This is a genomic window from Bacillus cereus group sp. Bc061, assembly GCF_027715825.1.
Taxonomy (GTDB): Bacteria; Bacillota; Bacilli; order Bacillales; family Bacillaceae_G; genus Bacillus_A; species Bacillus_A paranthracis.
The window spans coordinates 672135-694927 of record NZ_JAQFTZ010000001.1 but is presented as its reverse complement, the minus strand read 5'-3'; the positions used below and the strand labels follow the sequence as shown (position 1 = coordinate 694927).

Sequence of the window (22793 nt, the reverse complement as noted above, 5' to 3'; positions counted from 1 at the left end):
GACATGAGTATACATACTGATGTCCTGCTTTTTCATTTTGCGAAACCTATCCACATCACCCTCACATAAATCAGAATTTTAACAATTTGTGAATCATTATAAAAATGTGATAAATATCACATCTCCCCCTTTCTTGATTTTCTATAATAAAAATATAATCCTTTGTTCAACATTTCACATAAAAAGGGGAAACGAAAATGAAAAAACGTTTAGTTATGATCGGAAATGGTATGGCTGGCATACGTTGTATGGAAGAAATATTAAAACATGATTGTGATTCATATGAGATTACTATTTTTGGAGATGAACCACACCCAAACTATAATCGCATTATGCTCTCTCATGTTTTACAAGGTAAAACAAATATACAAGATATCATTATGAATGAATACAGTTGGTATGAAGAAAACGAAATAACTTTGTATACAAATGAAAGAGTTCAAAGTATTGACCGAGAAGAAAAAGTTATTATTACAGAAAAGAATCGTACTCTTACATATGACAAGCTTATTATTGCAACAGGTTCTAGTGCTTTTATTTTACCGGTTGAAGGTTCCACTCTTCCTGGTGTAACAGGTTTTCGAACTATTGAAGATACACAGTTTATGATGGATACTGCTAAAGAAAAGAAAAAGGCCGTTGTCATTGGTGGTGGATTACTTGGTTTAGAAGCAGCAAGAGGTCTTATTGACTTAGGAATGGACGTACATGTTGTTCATTTAATGCCTAGCTTAATGGAGCAACAACTAGATACGAAAGCAGCTTCTCTACTGCGTGAAGATTTAGAAGCACAAGGCATGAAGTTTTTAATGGAAAAGAAAACTGTAAAAATTCTTGGTACAAACCATGTTGAGGGCATTCAATTTGAAGATGGTGAAGTTGTAGATTGTGATTTAATCGTAATGGCTGTCGGAATCCGACCAAATACGCAAATAGCAAGAGATGCTGGTTTAATTGTCAATCGCGGCATTGTAGTCAATGACTATATGCTAACAAATGATGAGTCCATTTATGCAGTTGGCGAATGTGCAGAACATGACGGTATCGCATATGGACTTGTTGCCCCTCTTTATGAACAAGGTGCAATATTAGCAAAACATATAACAAATTTACAAACTGATGGATATTCGGGCAGTATCGTCGGTACGCAATTAAAAGTTGCTGGTTGTGATTTATTCTCTGCAGGCCAAATTTATGAAGATGATCAAACGAAAGCAATATCCATCTTTAATGAATGCAAACGTTCCTATAAAAAAGTATTAATTCGTGACAATAAAGTCGTCGGTATCGTTTTATATGGTGACACAGCTGATGGTACACGCCTCTTTAGCATGTTAAAGAAAGAAGAAGATATACAAGAATATACACCAGCGTCCATTCTTCACAAAGCTGGTGAAGAAAGTGAATTTGATGTTGCTACAATGAGTGCGGATGACACGATTTGTGGATGTAATGGTGTTACGAAAGGAACAATCGTACATGCCATTTTAGAAAAAGAGTTAACGACTTTTGAAGAAGTTAAAGGCTGTACGAAAGCCGCAGGGTCATGTGGTAAATGTCGTCCACTTGTAGAACAAGTTTTATCTCATACACTCGGAGATGCTTTTGATGCCTCAGCCCAGTCTGCTGGTATGTGCGGATGTACACCTTTATCACGTGATGAAGTCGTAGCGGCAATTCATGAAAAAGGCTTAAAATCACCAAAAGAAGTACGAAATGTTCTTGGTTTTGTACATGAAGATGGCTGTTCGAAATGTCGTCCTGCTTTGAACTACTATTTACGTATGGCGATTCCAGAAGAATATGAAGATGATAAAGCCTCCCGTTTCGTTAATGAAAGAATGAATGGTAACATCCAACACGATGGTACATTCTCTGTTATTCCACGTATGTACGGAGGCGTTACAACAGCAGATGATTTAATGAAAATTGCTGAAGTTGCGAAAAAGTATAATGTTCCACTTGTGAAAATTACCGGTGCAAGTCGAATTGGCTTATACGGTGTTAAGAAACAAGATTTACCTAACGTATGGGCTGACTTAAATATGACTTCTGGATATGCGTATTCAAAATCTCTTCGTAATGTAAAATCATGTGTTGGCTCTCGTTTCTGCCGTTTCGGTACAAAAGATTCATTAGGACTTGGTATGCTCCTTGAACAATCATTAGAAATGGTAGATACACCTCATAAAATGAAGATGGGTGTAACGGGTTGTCCGCGTAACTGTGCGGAAGTACTTACGAAAGATTTTGGCGTTGTTTGTGTCGAAAATGGATACCAACTTTATATTGGTGGAAATGGTGGTACAGAAGTACGTGAAGCTGATTTTGTAATGATTGTACCTACTGAAGATGATGTTCTTCGCATCGCTACAGCTTACATGCAATATTATCGTGAAACTGGTATTTACGGAGAGCGTACTGCCTACTGGACAGAACGATTAGGCTTCGATCACATAAAAGAAATACTGCAAGATGCAAATATGGTCACTAAGTTAAATGAACGTTTCCAAACAGCTCGTGGCACATATAAAGAAGCTTGGGGACAAGCACTAGAAACGAAATCATTAAAAGCGATGTATGAAGTAGAAACTGTGAAATAAGGAGCTGTGATCTATATGATACAAACGAAAGAAAAAATAAAAGTTATGCGTGCAGAAGATCTTCCTATTCAAATCGGTAAAGAGGTACAAATGAAAGGTATGTCTATCGCCCTATTCCGCCTTTCAAATGGTGATATTCGAGCTGTAGAAAATCGTTGTCCTCATAAAAACGGACCGTTAGCAGAAGGAATTGTATCTGGTGAATTCGTCTTTTGTCCACTGCATGATTGGAAGATTTCATTACTAACAGGTGAAGTTCAAAAACCTGATGACGGTTGTATTCAAACGTACGAAGTAGAAGTCATTGATGATGACATTTATATATATATGTAATTTACAAAAGGAAGCCTCCCCCCCTGGCTTCCTTTTAAATAAAACTAGATGAGGTGCAATTATATGAACGGATATGTATATTTAGTTGGTGCAGGACCAGGTGATGAAGGGCTTATTACAAAGAAAGCGATAGAGTGTTTAAAGCGTGCAGATATTGTTTTATATGACCGTTTACTAAACCCTTTCTTTCTTAGCTATACAAAACAAACATGTGAACTTATGTATTGCGGAAAAATGCCAAAGAATCATATTATGCGACAAGAAATGATTAACGCACACCTTCTTCAATTTGCAAAAGAGGGAAAAATTGTTGTCCGATTAAAAGGCGGAGATCCATCTATTTTTGGCCGTGTTGGTGAAGAAGCCGAAACTTTAGCAGCAGCAAATATTCCATATGAAATTGTACCAGGCATTACATCTAGCATCGCCGCTAGTAGCTATGCAGGTATCCCCCTTACCCACCGTAACTACAGTAATAGCGTTACTTTACTAACCGGACATGCAAAAGGTCCTTTAACCGATCATGGAAAATATAATTCATCTCACAATAGCGATACGATTGCCTACTACATGGGTATAAAAAACTTACCTACAATTTGCGAAAACTTACGACAAGCAGGAAAGAAAGAAGATACGCCAGTAGCAGTCATTGAATGGGGTACAACTGGTAAACAGCGCGTTGTCACAGGGACACTATCTACCATTGTTTCTATCGTCAAAAATGAAAATATTTCTAACCCTTCTATGACAATTATTGGTGATGTCGTTTCCTTACGTAATCAAATCGCTTGGAAAGAACGTAAACCATTACATGGTAAAAAAGTTTTATTTACATCCGCAACAAATAAAACAAGTGTAATGAAGCAAAGGTTACAAGAAGCTGGTGCAGAAATATATCAAATTCCAACTTTCAAAAAGGAAGAATATACATTAACCCTTGAACAAATCAATGAAATTTTTAACGTTGATCGTCTTGTTTTTTGTTCAGCTGAAAGTGTAGAAATTTTGATGCAATCATGTAGTAAATACCAGAAAGATATTCGTTCCTTACAGGCAGAGCTGCAACACATGAACGTTGCCACTCAAGAAAAACTTATGCAATATGGCCTACTAAGTAAAGAAGCAAAGTTCTCTTCCGATACAACTGTTTATTTAGGCAGAAATATTAATCGGATTGCATTTATTCAAGAGAAAATTGGTGCCGGCTCCTATATGATGACTCATAAGTATACAATTGATCATCGTTTCGATGAAGTCCATTCTCGTATGCTTTCAGAATTCTTATGGGATAGCATTGTATTTGAAGGACGCGCTTCTATTGATACGTTTCTAGCAGAAGTAAAACGTCTTGGCTTTATCGATATTGTTACTCTCCCATTCTCATATACCGACGTTCCAACTTTACACTATGCAAATAAAGTCGGGTTTCATAACATTGATCATCAATTACAAGAAACTCTTATGCAGAAAGACATGGTAAGACAATGAAAGGAATTGTATATGTTGGACACGGGAGCCGGTTACAAGAAGGGAACGAACAATTCATTCACTTTATTCAATCTGTTATGAAAGAACGTAACGAAAGCATTCAAAAAATAGCTTTTCTAGAACTAACGACACCTACCATTTCGGATGCAGTTACAGAAACGATACTAGAGGGAGCAACTGAAATAATGATTGTACCTGTTTTATTATTTGCAGCAGCTCACTATAAATGTGATATTCCTTTTGAGATAGAACAAATGCAAAAGCAATATCCACATATAACATTTTCAGTTGTACCACCTTTTAGTACGCATCCGCATATGGTTGAACTTGTAGTGAAAAGAATACGTGAAGCTATGCCAATGCAAAATAGTAGTATTTTACTCGTAGGAAGAGGTAGTAGTGACCCCCAGCCCATACATGAGTTACAGCAAATTGGAGTAGCTGTCGAACAAAAACTCAGTATACCAGTATCGTGCTCCTTTTTAACGAAAGGAACACCCTCTTTTACTGCTGAGCTAAAGACAATAACATCAACTGCATCCCATGTATATGTCATGCCCTACCTTCTCTTTACCGGATTATTGCTTCAAAAAATTAAGTTGTATACAAAAAAATACGATCACGTGACGACTTGTAATTGCCTACAGTTTGATACATATATGAAATTAACATTGTTAGAACGAATGGAGGAATGCATATATGTATAACATGTACCCCCTTATGTTTAATCTGCAAAATAAAGTGGTCGTTATCATTGGTGGAGGTAAAATTGCATATCGAAAAGCGTCTGGATTAAAAAATACAGGCGCTTTTGTCACCGTTATCAGCCCAGAAATTTGCGAGGAGATGAAGGAACTTCCTTTTATTACTTGGAAGCAAAAAACTTTTAGTAATGATGATATTAAAGATGCTCACCTTATTTATGCAGCTACAAATCAACATGCTGTAAATATGATGGTCAAGCAGGCCGCCCACGATTTTCAGTGGGTTAACGTTGTAAGTGATGGTACAGAATCATCTTTTCACACACCTGGCGTCATTCGACATGATGAATATGTTGTCACTATTTCAACTTCAGGTAAAGATCCATCGTTTACGAAGCGTTTGAAGCAAGAACTAACATCTATATTGCCTAAACTTATAAAAAAGATTTCTCGTACACATAAATTGTAGTCTATTTCTTAGTTAAAATCGTAATTACCTTTGGACAAACGTTTGTTAGGGGACGTTTGTTCTTTTTGTTGTAGTTCCGTTCTTTTATTCCATAAGCAATCTACGAAGAAAATGAATGGTGTTTGCAACTTGTAAGCAAGTAAATTTCATGACAAGTGCAACATTACGAGCAACTCTTTCTATTCAGTTTTTATATTGGATATTCATTCAACCAATTTAGCGCTTGTTCATAATCGTCAAAAAACTCTACGGATTCTTTTGTATTGGATTGTTGCAAATACTTCAGTATCTCTCCTTCTTCAAGAAGAAATGCAATTGCCTTGCTATGATTCAAAATAGTTTCATTGAAGAACTTCTCTTTCCATACTTTTTGAACAGAAAAATGATTTGGCGTGTATCCTTTTCTATCCACCAACAATTTGTATTTCCGCCCCTCAGAAATAAATTGCTGACAAACCTGCTCAAAGCCATTAAACCATTCATACACATCCTCTGTTTTAATCTGGCCAATTAGATGGGTAACAATCAAATCTCCTGAAATAGTTGTACTAATATTCTGTTTACTCATTTTAGAATCATCTCCCTTAAATACAATTATGAGGAAAAACCTCATAAAATCAATAAAGATAAAATTCTTACTTGACACTCCCGCCCCATCGCTATCATCCTAAGCTCATGTAATCTTAATTATAAGCGAGATTGCGTCTTTTTTCGCAAGTCTATATGTAAATGCTTTAAAGATTTGTATACGAAATAAACCTTAATGAGTTTCCTTTTTTGAATTAAGCCGCTTAATTATCAGACACGATACAATTGTAAACGACACCTAATATATGAAAGACTGCTTTTTCTCATATCGATTCCCTTCCATCACTCGCCACCTCAAATCTATTCGTTTTTGCATGTAAATTCAAAACAAAATATATGACAAATAAATAACGACAGTTACTGTAACAATACTAAAAAGTGTTGAAAATAAAACGATTTGCGCATGTAGTTCAGGCTCTATTTGATACTCCATAGCAATGGTTGCTGTATTTCTTGAAGTAGGAAAAGAACTTGCAATAAATAATGATTGTGCAACAATACCATCAATCTTTAGTAGGTAGATCATGGTAAGTGCTACTAATGGTCCCATCAGTAACCTTCCAATTAAAGCCCATGTTATGACTCGATGGAAAAATTTAAGCTTAATGTTGGATAATTGCGCCCCTAGCAATATGAGTGCTATTGCAACAAAACCATTCGCAAGCTGATTAAGAGGTAGCAAGATAGAATTAGGTAATTGAATTGTAAAAGATTGAAAGAGAATCCCTAATACGAGCGCATGAAATACAGGCAGTCTTAGAAATGATTGAATAATACCTCCGATTGTTTTTGTTGCTGATAGTAAGTTATATATTCCATATGAATAGGTTAAAAGATTCTGGAAAATAACAATGAAAATCTGAATGGAAACCCCCACTGGATTGTGACTAAAAATCAATTGACTTACTGGTAATCCATAATTACCGGAATTCATTAACGAAATGCTATTTTTTAGAGCTGCACTTTCCCCTTTTTCTAACTTTAATATTTTTGAAATAAAATGACTTACTATGATCAGACTTAGACTGTAAAGCATTAAATAGTATATTATCTGGAGCAACAAATCTATTTCTATACGAATATCATATATATTCACAAATACAGCCGCAGGCATCAAGCAATACGTAATAAGTGTAGATAGTTGCTTTAAGTCAAATTGAAACTTTCTTTGTAAGATTGCACCAATTAGCATCAATATTAATATCGGTAATATTACGTCTAATATAATAAAAACAAACATTTACAACCTCATTCTACATATATTTTAGTTGGATTAAACACTTTACTACATATGGATCACATTTAATTCATCGGAAAACACCATTAGTTCTCAATAATCAGAAAAAACACTCGTTTCATTTCCCTCCCCTTTCTTTTCTTTAACATAACAAATATGATCCATAAAGAAAATTATGGATTATTTATAGAAATTTATAATTTTATCTTATCGAACTGAACTGTATTCTTTAGTTTAAGTATACTTTTTCACAATACTCATTAGCCTTATCAAAAAGCTGGTTCTAATAAAATATGAAGTTTTTTCTTGTTATAGATACCGTCATATGTTTTTTAAAATTCCGAGGAATTTCAATTTTTATATTTCTTGATATAGATTGATAGATATTTTTTAGAAAGGAGTGACTATTAATCGATTCATTAGCGATCAATAGTCATATCGTTTAATTCAAAAGTTATTGTTTTCATTCTCGATATATTCCGAATGTTTTATGAGGATGTTTCGTTTATTCATTTCAGTCTTATAACAATCGTACTGTTTCTTTTACTTTGTAAACTTTCAATAGACAAAAAACTGAGTTCTCGATTGTAGAATTAGATTTAAGGTCATACATTTATCCCTTAATTTCTTTATCTGTAGGCAAAACAATTGCAGCTATTATATAAATTAACACTGTAAATCCGCTAGTAAAAAAGGCTGATAATGCAGTTACTATGCGAAGGATACTAACATCAATTCCATACTTGTCACTTAAGCCACCTAACACACCTGATACTTGTTTATCTTGAGTGGACTTATATAACTTTTTCATCTAAACACCCCAATCCAATTAAATATTTGCTTTCTAAAAATTAGTTTAATCTTTATGCTTGAACTAACCTGCCCTTTAATTGAATAACATCTGATATTTATATTTTAACATAAAATCCCATTACTCTTCTGTTTTTCATTTTAAAACCACATTATTTCAGGAAACAAACGTTCGTTAAGATATCAATAGAAAACATGTTGAAGCCTATTACTAAAAGAACCATCCCAAAATACTTTGGGACGGTTCTTTTTCCTTATTAATGATTCTTTAACATCACTAAGAGTTTCTCCTGACTATACATCCAGACTGTAATAATTAAACAAGCAAGTGCGACTTCTGATAACGCCATAAATCCTATTGCATAATGACCTGTTAGTTGGAATAGTAATGTTAAAATTAGAGGCGGGAAGAATCCTCCTAGTCCGCCTAAAGCTGAAACGAGTCCGTTTACAATACCAGCTTGTTCAGAGAAATACATTGGAACGAGTTTGAAGATTGTACCATTACCGATACCTGCGCAAAATGCGACAAGTAGGCAACCAAATGTATATACGTTCATGCTAGGCATAAATGATAAAATAATACCTGAAAGTGTTAAACCGATAAATACGAAGATTAATATTTTAAATGGATTAAACTTATCACCGAGCCAACCACCAATCGGACGCATAATTGTTGCGAGTACGATGAATCCGGCTGTACGTATACCTGCATCTACTTTCTCTAATCCGAAATGAGATACTAAAAAGTTTGGTAAATATACTGTAAATGCAACAAATGATCCGAAAGTTAAAAAGTAAAAGATACATAAAAACCAAAGTTTCTCATTTTTATATACACCTTTTATTTGTTCCATTAGTGGTGTATTCACTTTTTTCTCTTTACGATCACCTAATAAAAAGTTCATAAGTGCAAAAGCTGCAAGTAAAACTAAATAACATTGTACTGTCGTTCTCCAGCCAACTGAAGTTGCGATAACAGGCGCTAAAAATGAAGTAATTGCTGTTCCAGCGTTACCGACACCGTAAATACCATTTACAAAACCGTGACTCTCTTTTGGAAAGTATTTTGGTAAAGAAGTTACTCCTACAGAGAATACAGCACCACCGATTCCTACAAATAATCCACCAATAATTAAATCCATCATAGAATTGGCAACACTAATATAAAAAACAGGAAATAATAATAGAATAAAACTAATAAAGAATAATTTTCTTGCTCCGAAACGATTTGTCCAATAACCAATTGGAATGCGAAGAACAGAACCTAAAATAACGGGTACTGCTGTTACCATAGAAATTTGTCCCGCAGTTAATGGGATATCCACTTTAATATAGGGCATTAATGATGATAAAATAACCCACACCATAAAACCGATAATTAGATTAGAAGTTTGTAAACTTAATTGAAAATTAGGACTTTTCATCCTGTTCCCTCCTATGTATACGTAGTTATATTCATTCCCTCCAGCCTAATCACGTTCTTACATGATTAGGCTGAAAAGAATCAACCACCACTTACTGGCGGAATCATTGCTACGACATCACCAGTTTGAATAATGTCATCCTCATTTGCGTATTCTTCATTTATCGCGACCATAATCTCACTTGAAATCAATACGTTGTATTTCTTAATGAGTACTTCCTTCAGCTTCGCGACTGTAATATTTTCACAATCTATGTGTAATGCTGGCTTACTTACTTCTTCTTGTAAATGTGCAAATAATAGCACTTCAATCATATTCTCATCTCCTTTCTAGGCTCACCATTTGCATATGTTACCCGCTCTAACTGATCACCTATCCATGACTCACCATCTTCCCAAAACTCTTTCTTCCAAATTGGAACGATTTGTTTTATACGCTCCATAATATATTCATTCGCCTCATAAGCAGCTTTCCGATGCGGTGTAGCAACAGCAACGACAACAGCCAAATCAGAAATTTGTAATGTACCAATGCGATGTGTAATTGCCACATATGCCCCAGGCCATTTCTCCCCTACTTCGGTACCAATTCTCTCAAGCTGTTTCTCCGCCATTGTTTTATAAGCTACATACTCTAAATAAAGGGTACGACGGCCTTTCGTAAATTCTCTAACAGTGCCAATAAAAGTAGTAACCGCACCACACTCACGCCGAATTACTTTGTTTGTAACTTCTTCAATTGATATAGGTGTATCTATTACTTCATAATACGTATGTGTCATTTCGCACCTCTTATCTTTGTATAAATTAGCAACCTATTTTTCTATTATTTGTATGAACGAAGCAATTCTTTCCATGGCCATTCACTTCCGTTGGTTGATTCTAATAACAGTACCGAAACAGTAATTCCAGCTTTAAATCCTCTCGTTCCCCCTGGCAAAACGATAAATGCATTCGCTTCTGCAAGTGAAGAAATTGCGCTAGATTTATCTAAACCAACTGGTGTAACTTGTAATTGACCATCTACAATTTCTACTCTCCCTCTTACAAATCGAGTAAACGGATTTGCTTTCGGAAAGTCTTTTTGTAAAATTGCCTCTGCACGAAATACGTGCGAATCTTTTCTATGCAAGTATGTTCCAATGACTGGTCTAACATATAATTCACAACCGACATAACAAGCTGAAGGATTACCAGATAAACCAAATAGTAGTTTTCCTTCTACCTCAGCTACAGTTGTCACACTTCCTGGTCGCATCGCTATTTTGTTAAAAAGTACATTAGCTTGTAATCTCTCATAAATAGCAGGCAAATAGTCATAGTCTCCTACTGAAACGCCACCAGTCGTAATTAAAATATCAACTTCTTTTATCGCCTTTTTCACATTGTTATAACATGTCTCAAAATCGTCAATGAATTGTCCATAATACCGTACAACTCCGCCCGCTCGTTCAATTTGCGCAGCTATCATATAGGAGTTACTATTTCGAATCTTCCCTGGCTTTAATTGTTCATGTACTTCAAGCAGTTCACTACCCGTCGTTACAATTCCAATAATCGGCTGTTTTACAACATGTACGGAACTATAACCAAACGTAGCAAGAAGTGCTGCAACTCCCGGGTTAATAACAGTCCCTTCTTTCACAAGGATAGTATTTTGCTTTACATCTTCACCTTTAAAAGAAATGTTATCACCAGGAGAGAAAGACCGTTTTAATACCATATAAGTCTTTTCGTTTTCTTCAAACCCTTCCGTTATCTCCAACATCACAACCGCATTACACCCTTTCGGAATTGCGGCTCCTGTCATAATACGGACAGCTTGAAATGCTTTCACTTCTTCTGTAAAAACAAACCCTGCTCCAATTTCGCCAATCACTTCAAACTGAATGGGATTACTGCTACTAGCTTCTTTTGTGTCTTCCGCTCGAATCGCAAATCCGTCGTACGGAGAGCGATCAAAATGTGGGACATCATGATCTGCAATAACATCTTCTCCAAGCGTTCTACCGTAACTTTCTATAAGAGAAACCTCTTCTGTTTCACCTTGATGAGCATATTTCATTACTCGTGCAACTGCTTCTGCCACTGGAATCGGTATACGTTTTTCTAACATTCTTTTTCACCTCGTTTTAATAAGGAGAAACTCTCTCTGTTCATCCTATATATTTTGCATATAGTCGTTTTGCCATTTTCACATCATTTGTTCCATGAATAAATGCCCTACCATCTGTAAATAAAACGAAACGATATTCATCAATTAGAAATGATAGTAAGTAAGGTGATTTTTGAACATGTACACTTTTTTGTAATTGTCTTTGAATTTCGGTTAAATTAAGATTTCTCTTTATTCCTGAACGGATTTGAACTGTATTCCGCCCGCATAACACATCCGTTTTCATCTGTGATTCAAATGTTAAACTTGGGTACGTACGTGTATTTCCGCAAGATGGACATGTACTTTTTTTCTGTTTATTTACTTTTAATGAGAGAAATTGATTGTTCCAAATATCAAATGATAACATTGTTCCTCGCAGCGCATCAAAATCATCCACCAATATTTTCATCGCCTCTGTCACTTGGTGAGCAACAACCATCTGTACAGCTGGCTGAATAATTCCCGCTGTATCACATGTTGCACCGCCCATCGGATGATCCATTAAGCAGCGAAAGCATGGTGTTTTTCCTGGAAGAATTGTATACGTTACACCGTAACTTCCAACACATCCACCGTATATCCAAGGTATATTTTCTTTTTGTGAAATATCATTTATAAGTAGGCGCGTATCGAAGTTGTCAGTGGCATCTATAATGAGATCCACTTCTTTTGTTAACTCTTCTATTTCTTGCATTGTGACATCCATTACAACTGGTACAATTTCCACTTCAGAATTAATCTTTCTTACATGTTCTGCCGCTGCAATTGCTTTTGGTTTGCATTGTTTTGCATCTTCTTCTGTATATAACTGTTGCCGTTGTAAATTACTCCATTCGACATAGTCACGATCGGCAATTGTCAATTTCCCAATTCCCATCCGAACGAGCGCTTCTGCATTTGCAGCTCCTAGCGCCCCCGCACCAATTAAGAGCACATGCTTTTCCCTTATTTTCCTTTGTCCCATTTCACCTATTCCAGAAAACAATACTTGTCTTGAATATCGCTCTTGCATAAGGAATCCTCCTTTCGCTATCCACCAATGTAAGACATCTCAACTTTTTGACGTTTATTTGTACTTTCCGCCGTTCTTTCATCTGAATATCGATCTGTTCTATATCGCCATGTATGTTGTAAAATTTTTAATAGTGATGCATCAGAAATATTTTCTCGAAGAAGCGATCGTAAATCCGTTCCTTTTTCTCCAAATAAGCACGTATAAAACTTGCCGTCTGCCGAAATACGGGCTCTCGTACAAGAAGAACAAAATGACTCAGATACTGAAGTAATAAATCCAACTTCGGCATCGCTTCCTACATATCGATACAATTTCGCAACTTCTCCAAAGTAACGAGGTTTAACAGGTTCAATTGGATATACACGATTAATTTTCTCTATTAATTGTTCCTTCGTAACGACTTGTTCAAAGTTCCATCCGTTCGTACTGCCTACATCCATAAACTCAATGAAACGTAACTGTATTTCTTGTTCTTTAAAATACTGAGCCATAGGAAGAATTTGACTATCATTCATCCCTTTTTTTACGACCATATTTACCTTTACTTCTAATCCAGCTTCCTTCGCTGCTTCAATTCCTTTCAGTACAGGTTTCGTACTTACATGTCTTCCATTAATTTTTTGGAAGACACAATCCTCTATTGCATCTAAACTAATATTTACACGCTTTAATCCTGCTTCTTTTAGCGCCTTAGCTTGTTTTGCTAAATGAATTCCGTTTGTTGTGAGCCCAATATCTTTTAAGCCTTCTAGCTTTGCAAGTCTTCCAATTAACTTCGGTAAGTCTTTACGCAATAAAGGTTCACCGCCAGTAAGCCTAATTTTATTAACTCCCATACTTATAAATAATCTCGCTAACCTTTCTATTTCATCAAACGTTAATAAACACTCTTCCTGTAAAAAAGCATAATCAGGTCCGAACACTTCAGCAGGCATACAATATGTGCACCTAAAATTACAACGATCAATAACTGAAATGCGTAAATCTTGAAGTGGTCGCTTTAAAGAATCTTTCATGTTTTCGTGCATCTATATCCCTTCTTTTCTGCTGCAATCCTTAGTAAGCTTTCATTTTTTTATTTGCCTTTATTATAAAAAAGAAGCTACATATTCAATGTGACTTTTCTCACATCACTTTCCCCATTCAAAAACTTTTCACAAATCCGTTCGCATTTTGTTCACATCTTCAGGCCATACTCCTTACGGTCATTGAAATTTTACATTATTTTTAAAATAGCTCTTGCATTTTCATCATATTTACACTCAAAATAGGAAATGTATTGCTTATAAGAAGAAAGGTGATTGCTGTGGCAAACAGTATGACATTATCTCAAGATTTAAAAGAATTACTTGCATCTGTTGAATATAAAATGCAGATAAAAAAAGGTAGTTTTATTTTTCAAGAAGGTATGGAGGCAACCGAACTCTATATCATCCACTCAGGAAAAGTACAAATTAGTAAACTTAGTGCTGACGGACAAGAACTAACACTTCGAATTTGTTCGGCATACGACATTATTGGAGAATTAACATTGTTCACGGATAATGCGAAGTATTTATTAAATTCAAAATGCCTTGAAGATGTTGAAGTAGGCGTTATAAAGCGTGAAGCGTTAGAAAAAGAATTACTCCAAAAACCAGCTCTTGTATTTGAATTTATGAAATGGATTAGTGAACATTTAAGAAGAATGCAAACGAAGTTCCGAGATTTAGTATTACACGGCAAAAAAGGTGCCTTATATTCTACTCTCATACGAATGACAAATAGTTATGGTGTTTTAAAGGAAAATGGTATTCTCATCGATTTACCGTTAACGAATCAAGAACTTGCTAATTTCTGTGCAACTTCACGTGAAAGTGTAAATCGAATGTTAAATGAATTAAAAAAGCAAGGTACAATTTCTATTCATAAAGGAAAGATTACAATACACGATTTACAATTTTTAAAATGTGAAATTGCTTGTGAAGATTGTTCTGCTTCTGTTTGTAGTATTGATTAGCGTCTTATTTAGGTACTTATACCTATAAGGAAAGCCGAGGTCTCCAATTAGATCTCGGCTTTCCTTATAAATTACGAAACATATAAAACTAATTTATTTTTTCAATTCATTTGGAATACGTCTTCTGTAAATTACATAGCTACGGCTTACATATTTAATTGGGGCACTAAATACGTGTACCAGTCTAGTAAATGGCCATACTGCGAAAAGCCCCATTCCCGCAAGAATATGAATTTTAAACCATACAGGTACTTCCTTCATATAATCAACTTTCGGTTGAAAAACGAAGAGGCTTCGGAACCATGGACCGATCGTTGTACGATAATCAAATCCTTTTGAGTCGATATTTAAAAACGTTGAAGAAAGTCCTGCTAGCATTACGATAAGTAATAGAATAAGCGCAATATAATCTCCCTTTGTACTCGTTGCAATGATACGTTTTACCGTTACGCGGCGGTACGTTAATATAATTAAACCGATGATTGAAGCAACCCCTGCTGGAAGCCCAAAACTAATTGCTACTACATGATACATATGCTCAGAAATACCTATGGAACGGTATACAGCTTCTGGAATTAAAATCCCCATAACATGCCCGCCAATTACGAACATAATCCCAAAGTGGAATAATATACTTCCGATTCGGAGCATTTTCTTTTCTAATAGTTCACTAGATTTTGATGTCCAACCAAATTGATCATAGTTGTATCTGAAAATATGTCCACCGATAAAGATTGCAAAAATGATATAGGGAAACAATACCCATAGAAATTGATCCATCATTTTGACAACTCTCCTTTCTAATTTGTCTGTACACCCCATGTATCGATAGCAAGTAAAACAGCCGAAAGAATTGGTTCATACATACTATCTGCTTCTTTTAACTGAACGTGTAATGCTTGTATATTCTCCTTGTATTTACTCATAATTGGTTCACTGTCTTGCTCATTTGCATTTGCAAAAAACTCGAGTAATAGCGGTAAGTAATCAGGTAGTTCTTTATCTGTTACTTCAAAACCAGATTTTTTATAGTGCTGTTTTAACTCTAGTAATTCAATACCTCTTTCTCTTTGTTCACCGGTGTTCATATACGTTAAATACATATTTGTCTTCTTACCAAAATCAAATGTATATACGTAACTATCAATAAGTTGATCGTTCGTTTTATGTAGTGCTTGTTTTATAAATGTTGTAAGTGATGCTTTAACGTCTTCTTGTTCAATCGCTTCAATCTCTTCTAGTAATTCAGTTAAAGCTTCTCTCCACCCAAGTTCCGGGTAAGAGAGAAGGAATGAAGAACAAGAAAAAGCAGTTTGTAAACTTTGTCTCATAATTTTCTGCCCCTTTATTTAAGAAATTGTCATACAAGAGCCTGGACCACCTGTGAATGATAAACCACAGCTTCCTTGTTCGCTATATAAATCTGCCACTTGTTCACGGTGAGATGTCGGGATGACGAAGCGATCTTTATATTTTGCAATGGCAAGAAGACGATACATATCTTCTACATCCTGTTTCGTTAAACCAAGTTCTTTTAATACAGCTTCATTTGGTTCTTTATTAATTTGCAGTGCTCTCATATGCGTTCGCATAACAGCCATTTTTTTCAATGTAAGTCGAATGTGTGATTCATCTCCTGCAGTGAGTAGATTCGCTAAATATTGAATTGGAATACGCATATTATCGATAGCAGGGAAAATCTCTTCTGCTTGCCAGTTACTACCTTTCCCTTCCACCATATTCATAATTGGGCTAAGCGGTGGGATATACCAAACCATTGGCATTGTACGATACTCTGGGTGAAGTGGTAGAGCAATTTTCCAATCGATAATCATTTTATAGATTGGTGACTGTTGTGCCGCTTTAATCCACTCTTCAGGAATGCCTTGTTTTTTCGCTTCAGCTGCTACTTCTGGATCATTTGGATCTAAGAAAACAGTAAGCTGAGATTCGTATAAATCTTTTTCATTTTCAACTGAAGCTGCTTCTTTTACTTTGTCAGCGTCATATAGCATTACCCCAATATATCTGATACGTCCGACACATGTTTCCGAACAAATTGTTGGCATACCAGCTTCAATACGCGGGAAACACATTGTACATTTTTCCGCTTTATTCGTTTGCCAGTTAAAATACACTTTTTTATATGGGCAAGATGATACGCAGAATCTCCATGCACGACATGCATTTTGATCTACAAGAACAATCCCATCTTCTTCCCGTTTATACATCGCACCAGATGGACAAGACGATACGCAAGATGGATTCATACAATGTTCACATATGCGTGGTAAATACATCATAAAAACATTTTCAAAATCTGTTTTAATTTCTTCTTCCATTTTCTTTACGTTCGGGTCTTGCAATCCTGTTATATGTCCGCCCGCTAAATCATCTTCCCAGTTTGGGCCCCATTCAATTTTATCGATAAATTCGCCTGTAATTGCTGATTTCGGACGAGCAACTGGCTGATGCTTACGCTGCGGACTATTTGTTAACGTTTCATAATCATAGTTCCACGGTTCAAAGTAATCATCAATTGTTGGTTGATCTGGATTGTGAAAAATATTCATAAGGCGCTTCATTTTCGAACCGGATTTCAGCTGAATTTCACCATTTTTCAATTCCCAGCCACCTTTATATTTCTCCTGATCTTCCCATTGCTTCGGATAACCAATGCCAGGTTTCGTTTCTACGTTATTGAAATACATATATTCAGCACCTGGACGATTTGTCCAGGTGTTTTTGCACGTTACGCTACAAGTATGGCAGCCGATGCATTTATCTAGGTTCATTACCATTCCGACTTGTGCTTTAATCTTCAAGCCAATCTACCTCCTTCAGCTTGCGAATTACAACGTTTAAATCGCGCTGGTTCCCAGTTGGACCATAATAGTTAAATCCATAACTTAATTGACCGTATCCACCAATCATATGTGTCGGTTTTACGTGAATTCGAGTTGGACTATTATGCGTTCCCCCGCGATTACTTGTTAATTTCGTTCCAGGTACGTTAATGTGGCGATCTTGCGCATGGTGCATAAACGCCATTCCTCTCGGTATACGGTGCGTTACAACTGCACGTGCTACAACAACACCGTTACGGTTAAAGCACTCAATCCAATCATTATCTGCAACACCAGCTTCTTCAGCATCTTCTTTATTCATCCAAACAGTTGGACCACCTCTAAATAGCGTTAACATCGGTAATGAATCAAAGTACATACTATGAATGGACCACTTATTATGCGGTGTTAAATAGTTTAGTGTAATCTCTTTCCCTTCTACTTCAGGTCGTGATTTACGGAACGGTTTATGTTGCAGAATTGGTTTAAATGTTGCCATCGTTTCACCAAATTCTTTCATCATGTCATGATCTAAATAGAAAGATTGTCGTCCAGTGATTGTTCTCCAAGGGATGAGACGTTCTACATTTGTTGTAAATGGTGAGTAACGGCGCCCACCTTTTTCAGAACCTGTAAAGGCTGGAGAAGTAATTACTGTTTTTGGCTGCGCTGTAATTTGTTCAAATGTGAAGCATTCTTCTTCACGTTCTTCTGCTAAATCACGTAATTTTAAATCTGTTTGTTTTTCAAGTGCTTCCCATGCTTTTACAGCCATATGACCATTTGTTGTAGAAGAAAGCGTTAATACCGCTTCAGCAGCATTGATTGCTTCTTTTATGTCTGGACAATCTTTCGCAATAGAATCTGTTCGAACAACTCCTAATCGGCTTTTTAATTGCTCATACTCTTTTTCTGCCGACCAAGAAATTCCTTTCGTACCAATCGGTTGTTTCCCAGCATTTGGTCCAAGTGCTGTCATTTTGTCATAAATCGTTTTATAATCCCTTTCGACAACATGAATTTGCGGCATCGTTTTACCTGGTATTGGTTCACACTCACCTTTGCTCCAATCTTTAATCTTACCAAGTGGTTGTGCTAATTCTTGCGGTGTATCATGAAGAAGTGGTGTTGCAACAACTTCTTTCATTGGTTCAAGATCAATTTTCTCTGCTAAATCTGACACAGCTTTAGAAAGTGAAGTGAAAATATCCCAGTCAGAACGTGCTTCCCATGGCGAACCGATTGCCGGATTAAATGGATGTACAAATGGATGCATATCTGTACTGCTTAAATCGTGTTTTTCATACCAAGTTGAAGCCGGTAAGACGATATCAGAATAAAGCGCTGTTCCAGCCATACGGAAATCTAAATTAATGAGCAAATCAAGCTTCCCTTCTGGCGCTTCTTCATGCCATTTCATTTCTTCTGGTCGTAATGAATCACTATCATCATTCATTAATCCGTTCGTTGTACCTAATAAATGTTTTAAGAAATATTCGTGTCCTTTACCAGAACTTGAAATTAAGTTTGCACGCCAAACGAATAAGTTGCGCGGGAAGTTATTTTTGTTATCTGGATCTTCAATCGCAAATTTTAGTTCTTTTTCTTTTAATTTTTGTGCAACATATTTTCCGATTTCTTCTTGTGTTGTTGCACCAGCAGCAACAGCTTCTTTATATAGTTCAATTCCATTTTTCTCAAATGTCGGATAAGAAGGTAACCAGCCAAGTCGCGCCGCTAATACGTTGTAATCACCGTGATGTTGATAACGAGAGTTGCCTTCGACTGGTGATGCTAAATGTCCCACTGGTGTATCTTCATAGCGCCATTGATCTGTTACGAAATAGAAGAAAGATGTACCGTTTTGTAATTTCGGTGGCCCTTGCCAATCTTTTGCCATTGCGATTGTTTGCCATCCTTCTGCTGGTCGTAATTTTTCTTGCCCAACGTAATGCGCCCAGCCACCGCCGTTTACACCTTGTGCTCCAACGAGAAGTACAAGATTTAAAACGGCGCGATAAATTGTATCAGAGTTAAACCAATGGTTAATACCAGCCCCGACAATAATCATTGAGCGACCATTCGTATCAACAGCATTTTGTGCGAACTCACGAGCGATTTGAATAATAAGCTCACGTTTTACTCCTGTCATTTTCTCTTGCCATGCAGGTGTAAACGGCACGTCATCATTGAAGTCTTTCGGCTCTTGTCCACCAAGCCCTCGGTTCACACCGTAATTTGCTAACGTTAAGTCATATACAGTAGTAACGAACACTTCGCCCTCTTCTGTCATAACCTTTTTCACTGGAATTGTACGTTCTAATACTTTGTTTCCATTATCAGAGAAGTACGGGATTTGTACAGTTCCAACATGATCTTCCATTCCAAGTACAGAAAGACGTGGATCAATCTTTTCGCCTGTTTCTTCATCTTCTAAACGTAAATTCCATTTCTTTTCGTTATCCCAACGTGACCCCATTGTGCCATGAGGTGTTGCAAAATCATTCGTGTTCTCGTTCCAAAGTACAGGTTTCCATTCTCCTAACTTTGTTTCGCGTCCAATATCAGAAGCATTTAAGAATCGATCCGCAACGAATTGGTCTCCTTTTTGTTTCAATGTAACGAAGAAAGGAAAATCAGTATATTGCTTCGCATACTTTGTGAAGTATTCCACTTGATTATCTACGTAAAATTCTTGTAAGATCACGTGCCCCATTGCCATCGCAAGTGCACCGTCTGTACCTTGTTTCACACTAATCCAATCATCCGCAAACTTTGTTGACTCAGCAAAATCAGGACTGACAGAAACGACTTTCGTTCCTTTATATCGAACCTCCGCTAAAAAGTGTGCGTCTGGTGTTCTTGTCATCGGTACATTTGAACCCCATGTCATAATGTAACCAGAGTTATACCAGTCACTACTTTCTGGTACATCTGTTTGATCACCCCAAATTTGCGGAGAAGCTGGTGGTAAATCTGCGTACCAATCATAGAAACTAAGCATCGGTCCACCCATAAGTTGCATAAAGCGGCTGCCTGCAGCATGACTTAACATCGACATAGCTGGAATTGGTGAAAAGCCAACATTTCGGTCTGGACCGTATTTCATTACTGTATATAATAATGAAGCTGAAACGAGTTGTAACACTTCATCCCAATTCGCACGAACGAATCCCCCTTTACCACGTGCCTGCTTATACTTGCGTGCTTTTTCAGGGTTTTCCACAATGCTTTTCCAAGCATCTAATGGTGACCCATTATTTTGTAATTCCTCTAGCCACATACTCCAAAGAACACCACGTACATACGGATATTTCACACGAAGTGGACTATAAATGTACCAAGAAAAACTCGCTCCACGTGGACACCCTCGTGGTTCAAAGTCAGGCATATCTGGACCTGTTGTTGGATAGTTAAGCTCCTGTCCTTCCCAAGTTACAATTCCATCTTTCACATAAATGTTCCAACTACATGAACCAGTACAGTTCACACCATGTGTAGAACGAATTACTTTATCATGCTGCCAACGCTTTCTATACACATTTTCCCATTCACGATCTTCATATGTTTCTTGTGTATGATTATCGTTATAACGATCTATTGGTGAAAAATATTTTAAACGTCTCATTAGTGCTGAAGGTTTCTTCTTCATACTGTTCACTCCTTTAATACGTCTCTCTTACATACCCTTACTATAAGAGAGGTTGTAAAATACAGATGTGACATTTCGCACAGTTCAAGAGATTGTCAAAAATTCCGAAAAAAATATAAAAAGGTGAAAATCTAATCATTGTGGAGGGCTCACATCCTTCACTGACTGTTAAGTTACTTCCTTGCTTCTAGCAAAGTTTAAGATGAAGTACAGATAATAATGAGCTTGTAAAAAAATTTCTTATATAATAGAGGAAGTAATTTGGGAGTAGTTAAATTTGATATACCTAAATCGTTAGATGAGTTAATAAATGAAAATACAATACTTTAAATTCACCATATCAAGGGCAACTATCCTGAAAATAGTTGAACAAAAAACGCCAGGAAATCCATATGAATTGTCAGCAACTTGGATTGAATCAATAGAAGAATACACCAAGAATGTCAGGATTTTAAGATAATAATAAAAGGAGTATATTATGAAATTAGAACCGCTTTATGCAGAAAACATTATCGTAGCCGTCATATATAAAAATGAGTTTAGATGGTATGTAACAGATAAAGAACTATGGTTTTTAGATTATAATAAATTAGATAATGCATATAAAAATTTAGGTATAAGCATTGAAGATAATGACGAAACAGAAGAAAGAAATGGAATAAAAGTATTAGATCATGAAAATGTAGAAGTATTTTTAGTAAGGATTAATAAATATAAAACAACTAAAGAAGAATTAAATTATTTACTACTTGAAAATATTAAAAGGAAAAATGCAGGAGAAGATCTATTAGATTTTAGTCCAATCTTATTAATTAACTTTGATAATAAAATACTATATTCAATGTTTCCAGAACCGGCATCATATGAAAACTATGTACCAAAAGATTGGAGTGGTACATATGAAGATTTCACTGAATTCATACCTACATCAGAGAAATATTGGATAGATAAGTTTAATAATAATTTACTTTTACTATAATTTAAGTAGGAAAATAGAGATGATAGTATAAGAATTTATTACCTTAATAGAGCTTATGAGATTAATAGAGAAGTAAATAGAGTCACTAAAGCCAGAAATAAAGGAGTAAAATAGTCATGAAATATCCATATAGTTTTGAAGTGCTTAACAGTAGTGATTTAGTTATGAGACTTCCTCAAGAAATTAAACTTGTTGAAACTTTTTTAGGAATTGAAGTTACATCTTTTGGAGATTGGATTTTAGAAGAAATACATAATGTTTTAAACGGAGAAAAAAATTATGTAGTAGTAAATGGCAACATTTGCAGTTTAGAAATTCGGAACGACACAACTACTGTGTTAGACAATTTAGCCGAAGATGGTAAAGGAGAATATTGTGAGATTGAAACAATGGAATTGGTAGAATTAATTCATATTTGGTTAAATAAACGAAAAGAATATAAGAAAGATAAAAAATAAAGGAGTGTAATAATTTAAATAACTGGCC

21 protein-coding genes are annotated in these 22793 nt (G+C 35.9%); 8 read left to right on the top strand and 13 right to left on the bottom strand.

Features of this window, described 5'->3' with window-relative positions; all coding sequences use genetic code 11:
* The first annotated feature begins 197 nt into the window (after positions 1–197).
* The 5 genes from nirB (at position 198) to PDQ40_RS03590 (ending at position 5597) form a co-directional block, all read left to right on the top strand.
* Positions 198–2603: an NADPH-nitrite reductase large subunit gene (gene nirB, locus PDQ40_RS03610; protein ID WP_270691237.1), complete on the top strand. Its 2406-nt coding sequence runs from the start codon at positions 198–200 to the stop codon at positions 2601–2603.
* A 15-nt stretch (positions 2604–2618) separates the two neighbouring features.
* A complete protein-coding gene (gene nirD, locus PDQ40_RS03605; RefSeq protein WP_000616691.1) occupies positions 2619–2936 on the top strand; it encodes a nitrite reductase small subunit NirD in 318 nt (105 codons plus the stop codon).
* A 63-nt stretch (positions 2937–2999) separates the two neighbouring features.
* Positions 3000–4424 (top strand): uroporphyrin-III C-methyltransferase, encoded by a 1425-nt coding sequence (locus PDQ40_RS03600; RefSeq protein WP_270691236.1) that lies wholly within the window; start codon positions 3000–3002, stop codon positions 4422–4424.
* On the top strand, positions 4421–5131 hold the full coding sequence (locus tag PDQ40_RS03595) for a sirohydrochlorin chelatase (RefSeq protein WP_000676466.1): 711 nt from the start codon (positions 4421–4423) through the stop codon (positions 5129–5131). The genes PDQ40_RS03600 and PDQ40_RS03595 overlap by 4 nt, the downstream gene beginning before the upstream one ends.
* Complete coding sequence (locus tag PDQ40_RS03590) at positions 5124–5597, top strand: precorrin-2 dehydrogenase (RefSeq protein WP_000282597.1); 474 nt, start codon at positions 5124–5126, stop codon at positions 5595–5597. The genes PDQ40_RS03595 and PDQ40_RS03590 overlap by 8 nt, the downstream gene beginning before the upstream one ends.
* Positions 5598–5787: 190 nt before the next feature.
* On the opposite strand, the gene PDQ40_RS03585 is transcribed toward PDQ40_RS03590, so the two are convergent.
* From PDQ40_RS03585 to moaA, 9 genes are all read right to left on the bottom strand, one after another.
* Complete coding sequence (locus PDQ40_RS03585; protein WP_073535995.1) at positions 5788–6210, bottom strand: STAS/SEC14 domain-containing protein; 423 nt, start codon at positions 6208–6210, stop codon at positions 5788–5790.
* Between the two features lie 297 nt (positions 6211–6507).
* The gene (locus tag PDQ40_RS03580) at positions 6508–7425 is read right to left on the bottom strand and encodes an AEC family transporter (protein WP_000497478.1); all 918 of its coding nucleotides are present in this window, start codon (positions 7423–7425) and stop codon (positions 6508–6510) included.
* 610 nt (positions 7426–8035) lie between these two features.
* Positions 8036–8233: a PspC domain-containing protein gene (locus PDQ40_RS03575; protein WP_000737852.1), complete on the bottom strand. Its 198-nt coding sequence runs from the start codon at positions 8231–8233 to the stop codon at positions 8036–8038.
* A gap of 256 nt (positions 8234–8489) precedes the next feature.
* Entirely contained in the window at positions 8490–9659 is a 1170-nt protein-coding gene (gene narK, locus PDQ40_RS03570; protein WP_000841850.1) for a nitrate transporter NarK, read from the bottom strand.
* A gap of 80 nt (positions 9660–9739) precedes the next feature.
* A complete protein-coding gene (gene moaD, locus PDQ40_RS03565; RefSeq protein WP_000573678.1) occupies positions 9740–9973 on the bottom strand; it encodes a molybdopterin converting factor subunit 1 in 234 nt (77 codons plus the stop codon).
* Entirely contained in the window at positions 9970–10440 is a 471-nt protein-coding gene (gene moaE, locus PDQ40_RS03560) for a molybdopterin synthase catalytic subunit MoaE (RefSeq protein WP_074541286.1), read from the bottom strand. Before moaE ends, moaD begins: the two co-directional genes overlap by 4 nt.
* Before the next feature lie 44 nt (positions 10441–10484).
* Positions 10485–11774, bottom strand: a complete 1290-nt coding sequence (locus PDQ40_RS03555) for a molybdopterin molybdotransferase MoeA (protein WP_270691235.1) — start codon at positions 11772–11774, stop codon at positions 10485–10487.
* A gap of 40 nt (positions 11775–11814) precedes the next feature.
* Positions 11815–12828 carry a molybdopterin-synthase adenylyltransferase MoeB gene (locus PDQ40_RS03550; RefSeq protein WP_270691234.1) on the bottom strand — a complete coding sequence of 338 codons (1014 nt, stop codon included), beginning with the start codon at positions 12826–12828 and terminating at the stop codon, positions 11815–11817.
* Positions 12829–12845: 17 nt separating this feature from the next.
* Complete coding sequence (gene moaA / locus PDQ40_RS03545) at positions 12846–13859, bottom strand: GTP 3',8-cyclase MoaA (RefSeq protein ID WP_000545027.1); 1014 nt, start codon at positions 13857–13859, stop codon at positions 12846–12848.
* Between the two features lie 278 nt (positions 13860–14137).
* Between moaA and PDQ40_RS03540 the strand changes: the two genes are divergently transcribed.
* A complete protein-coding gene (locus PDQ40_RS03540) occupies positions 14138–14830 on the top strand; it encodes a Crp/Fnr family transcriptional regulator (protein WP_000013859.1) in 693 nt (230 codons plus the stop codon).
* 93 nt (positions 14831–14923) lie between these two features.
* Here PDQ40_RS03540 and narI read toward each other — a convergent pair whose 3' ends face one another.
* From narI to PDQ40_RS03520, 4 genes are read right to left on the bottom strand one after another with little or no spacing between them, the layout of a single operon-like run.
* Positions 14924–15613, bottom strand: a complete 690-nt coding sequence (gene narI / locus PDQ40_RS03535) for a respiratory nitrate reductase subunit gamma (protein WP_000969201.1) — start codon at positions 15611–15613, stop codon at positions 14924–14926.
* Between the two features lie 17 nt (positions 15614–15630).
* The gene (gene narJ, locus PDQ40_RS03530) at positions 15631–16161 is read right to left on the bottom strand and encodes a nitrate reductase molybdenum cofactor assembly chaperone (protein WP_001249920.1); all 531 of its coding nucleotides are present in this window, start codon (positions 16159–16161) and stop codon (positions 15631–15633) included.
* A gap of 18 nt (positions 16162–16179) precedes the next feature.
* Complete coding sequence (gene narH, locus PDQ40_RS03525) at positions 16180–17655, bottom strand: nitrate reductase subunit beta (RefSeq protein WP_000692687.1); 1476 nt, start codon at positions 17653–17655, stop codon at positions 16180–16182.
* On the bottom strand, positions 17645–21328 hold the full coding sequence (locus PDQ40_RS03520) for a nitrate reductase subunit alpha (RefSeq protein WP_000729078.1): 3684 nt from the start codon (positions 21326–21328) through the stop codon (positions 17645–17647). Before PDQ40_RS03520 ends, narH begins: the two co-directional genes overlap by 11 nt.
* A 478-nt stretch (positions 21329–21806) precedes the next feature.
* Between PDQ40_RS03520 and PDQ40_RS03515 the strand changes: the two genes are divergently transcribed.
* Together PDQ40_RS03515 and PDQ40_RS03510 are read left to right on the top strand one after the other, a co-directional pair.
* Positions 21807–22307, top strand: coding sequence for a hypothetical protein (locus tag PDQ40_RS03515; RefSeq protein WP_000764323.1), 501 nt, complete (start codon positions 21807–21809; stop codon positions 22305–22307).
* A gap of 116 nt (positions 22308–22423) precedes the next feature.
* Positions 22424–22765, top strand: a complete 342-nt coding sequence (locus PDQ40_RS03510; protein WP_000877041.1) for a hypothetical protein — start codon at positions 22424–22426, stop codon at positions 22763–22765.
* The last annotated feature ends 28 nt before the right edge of the window (positions 22766–22793 follow it).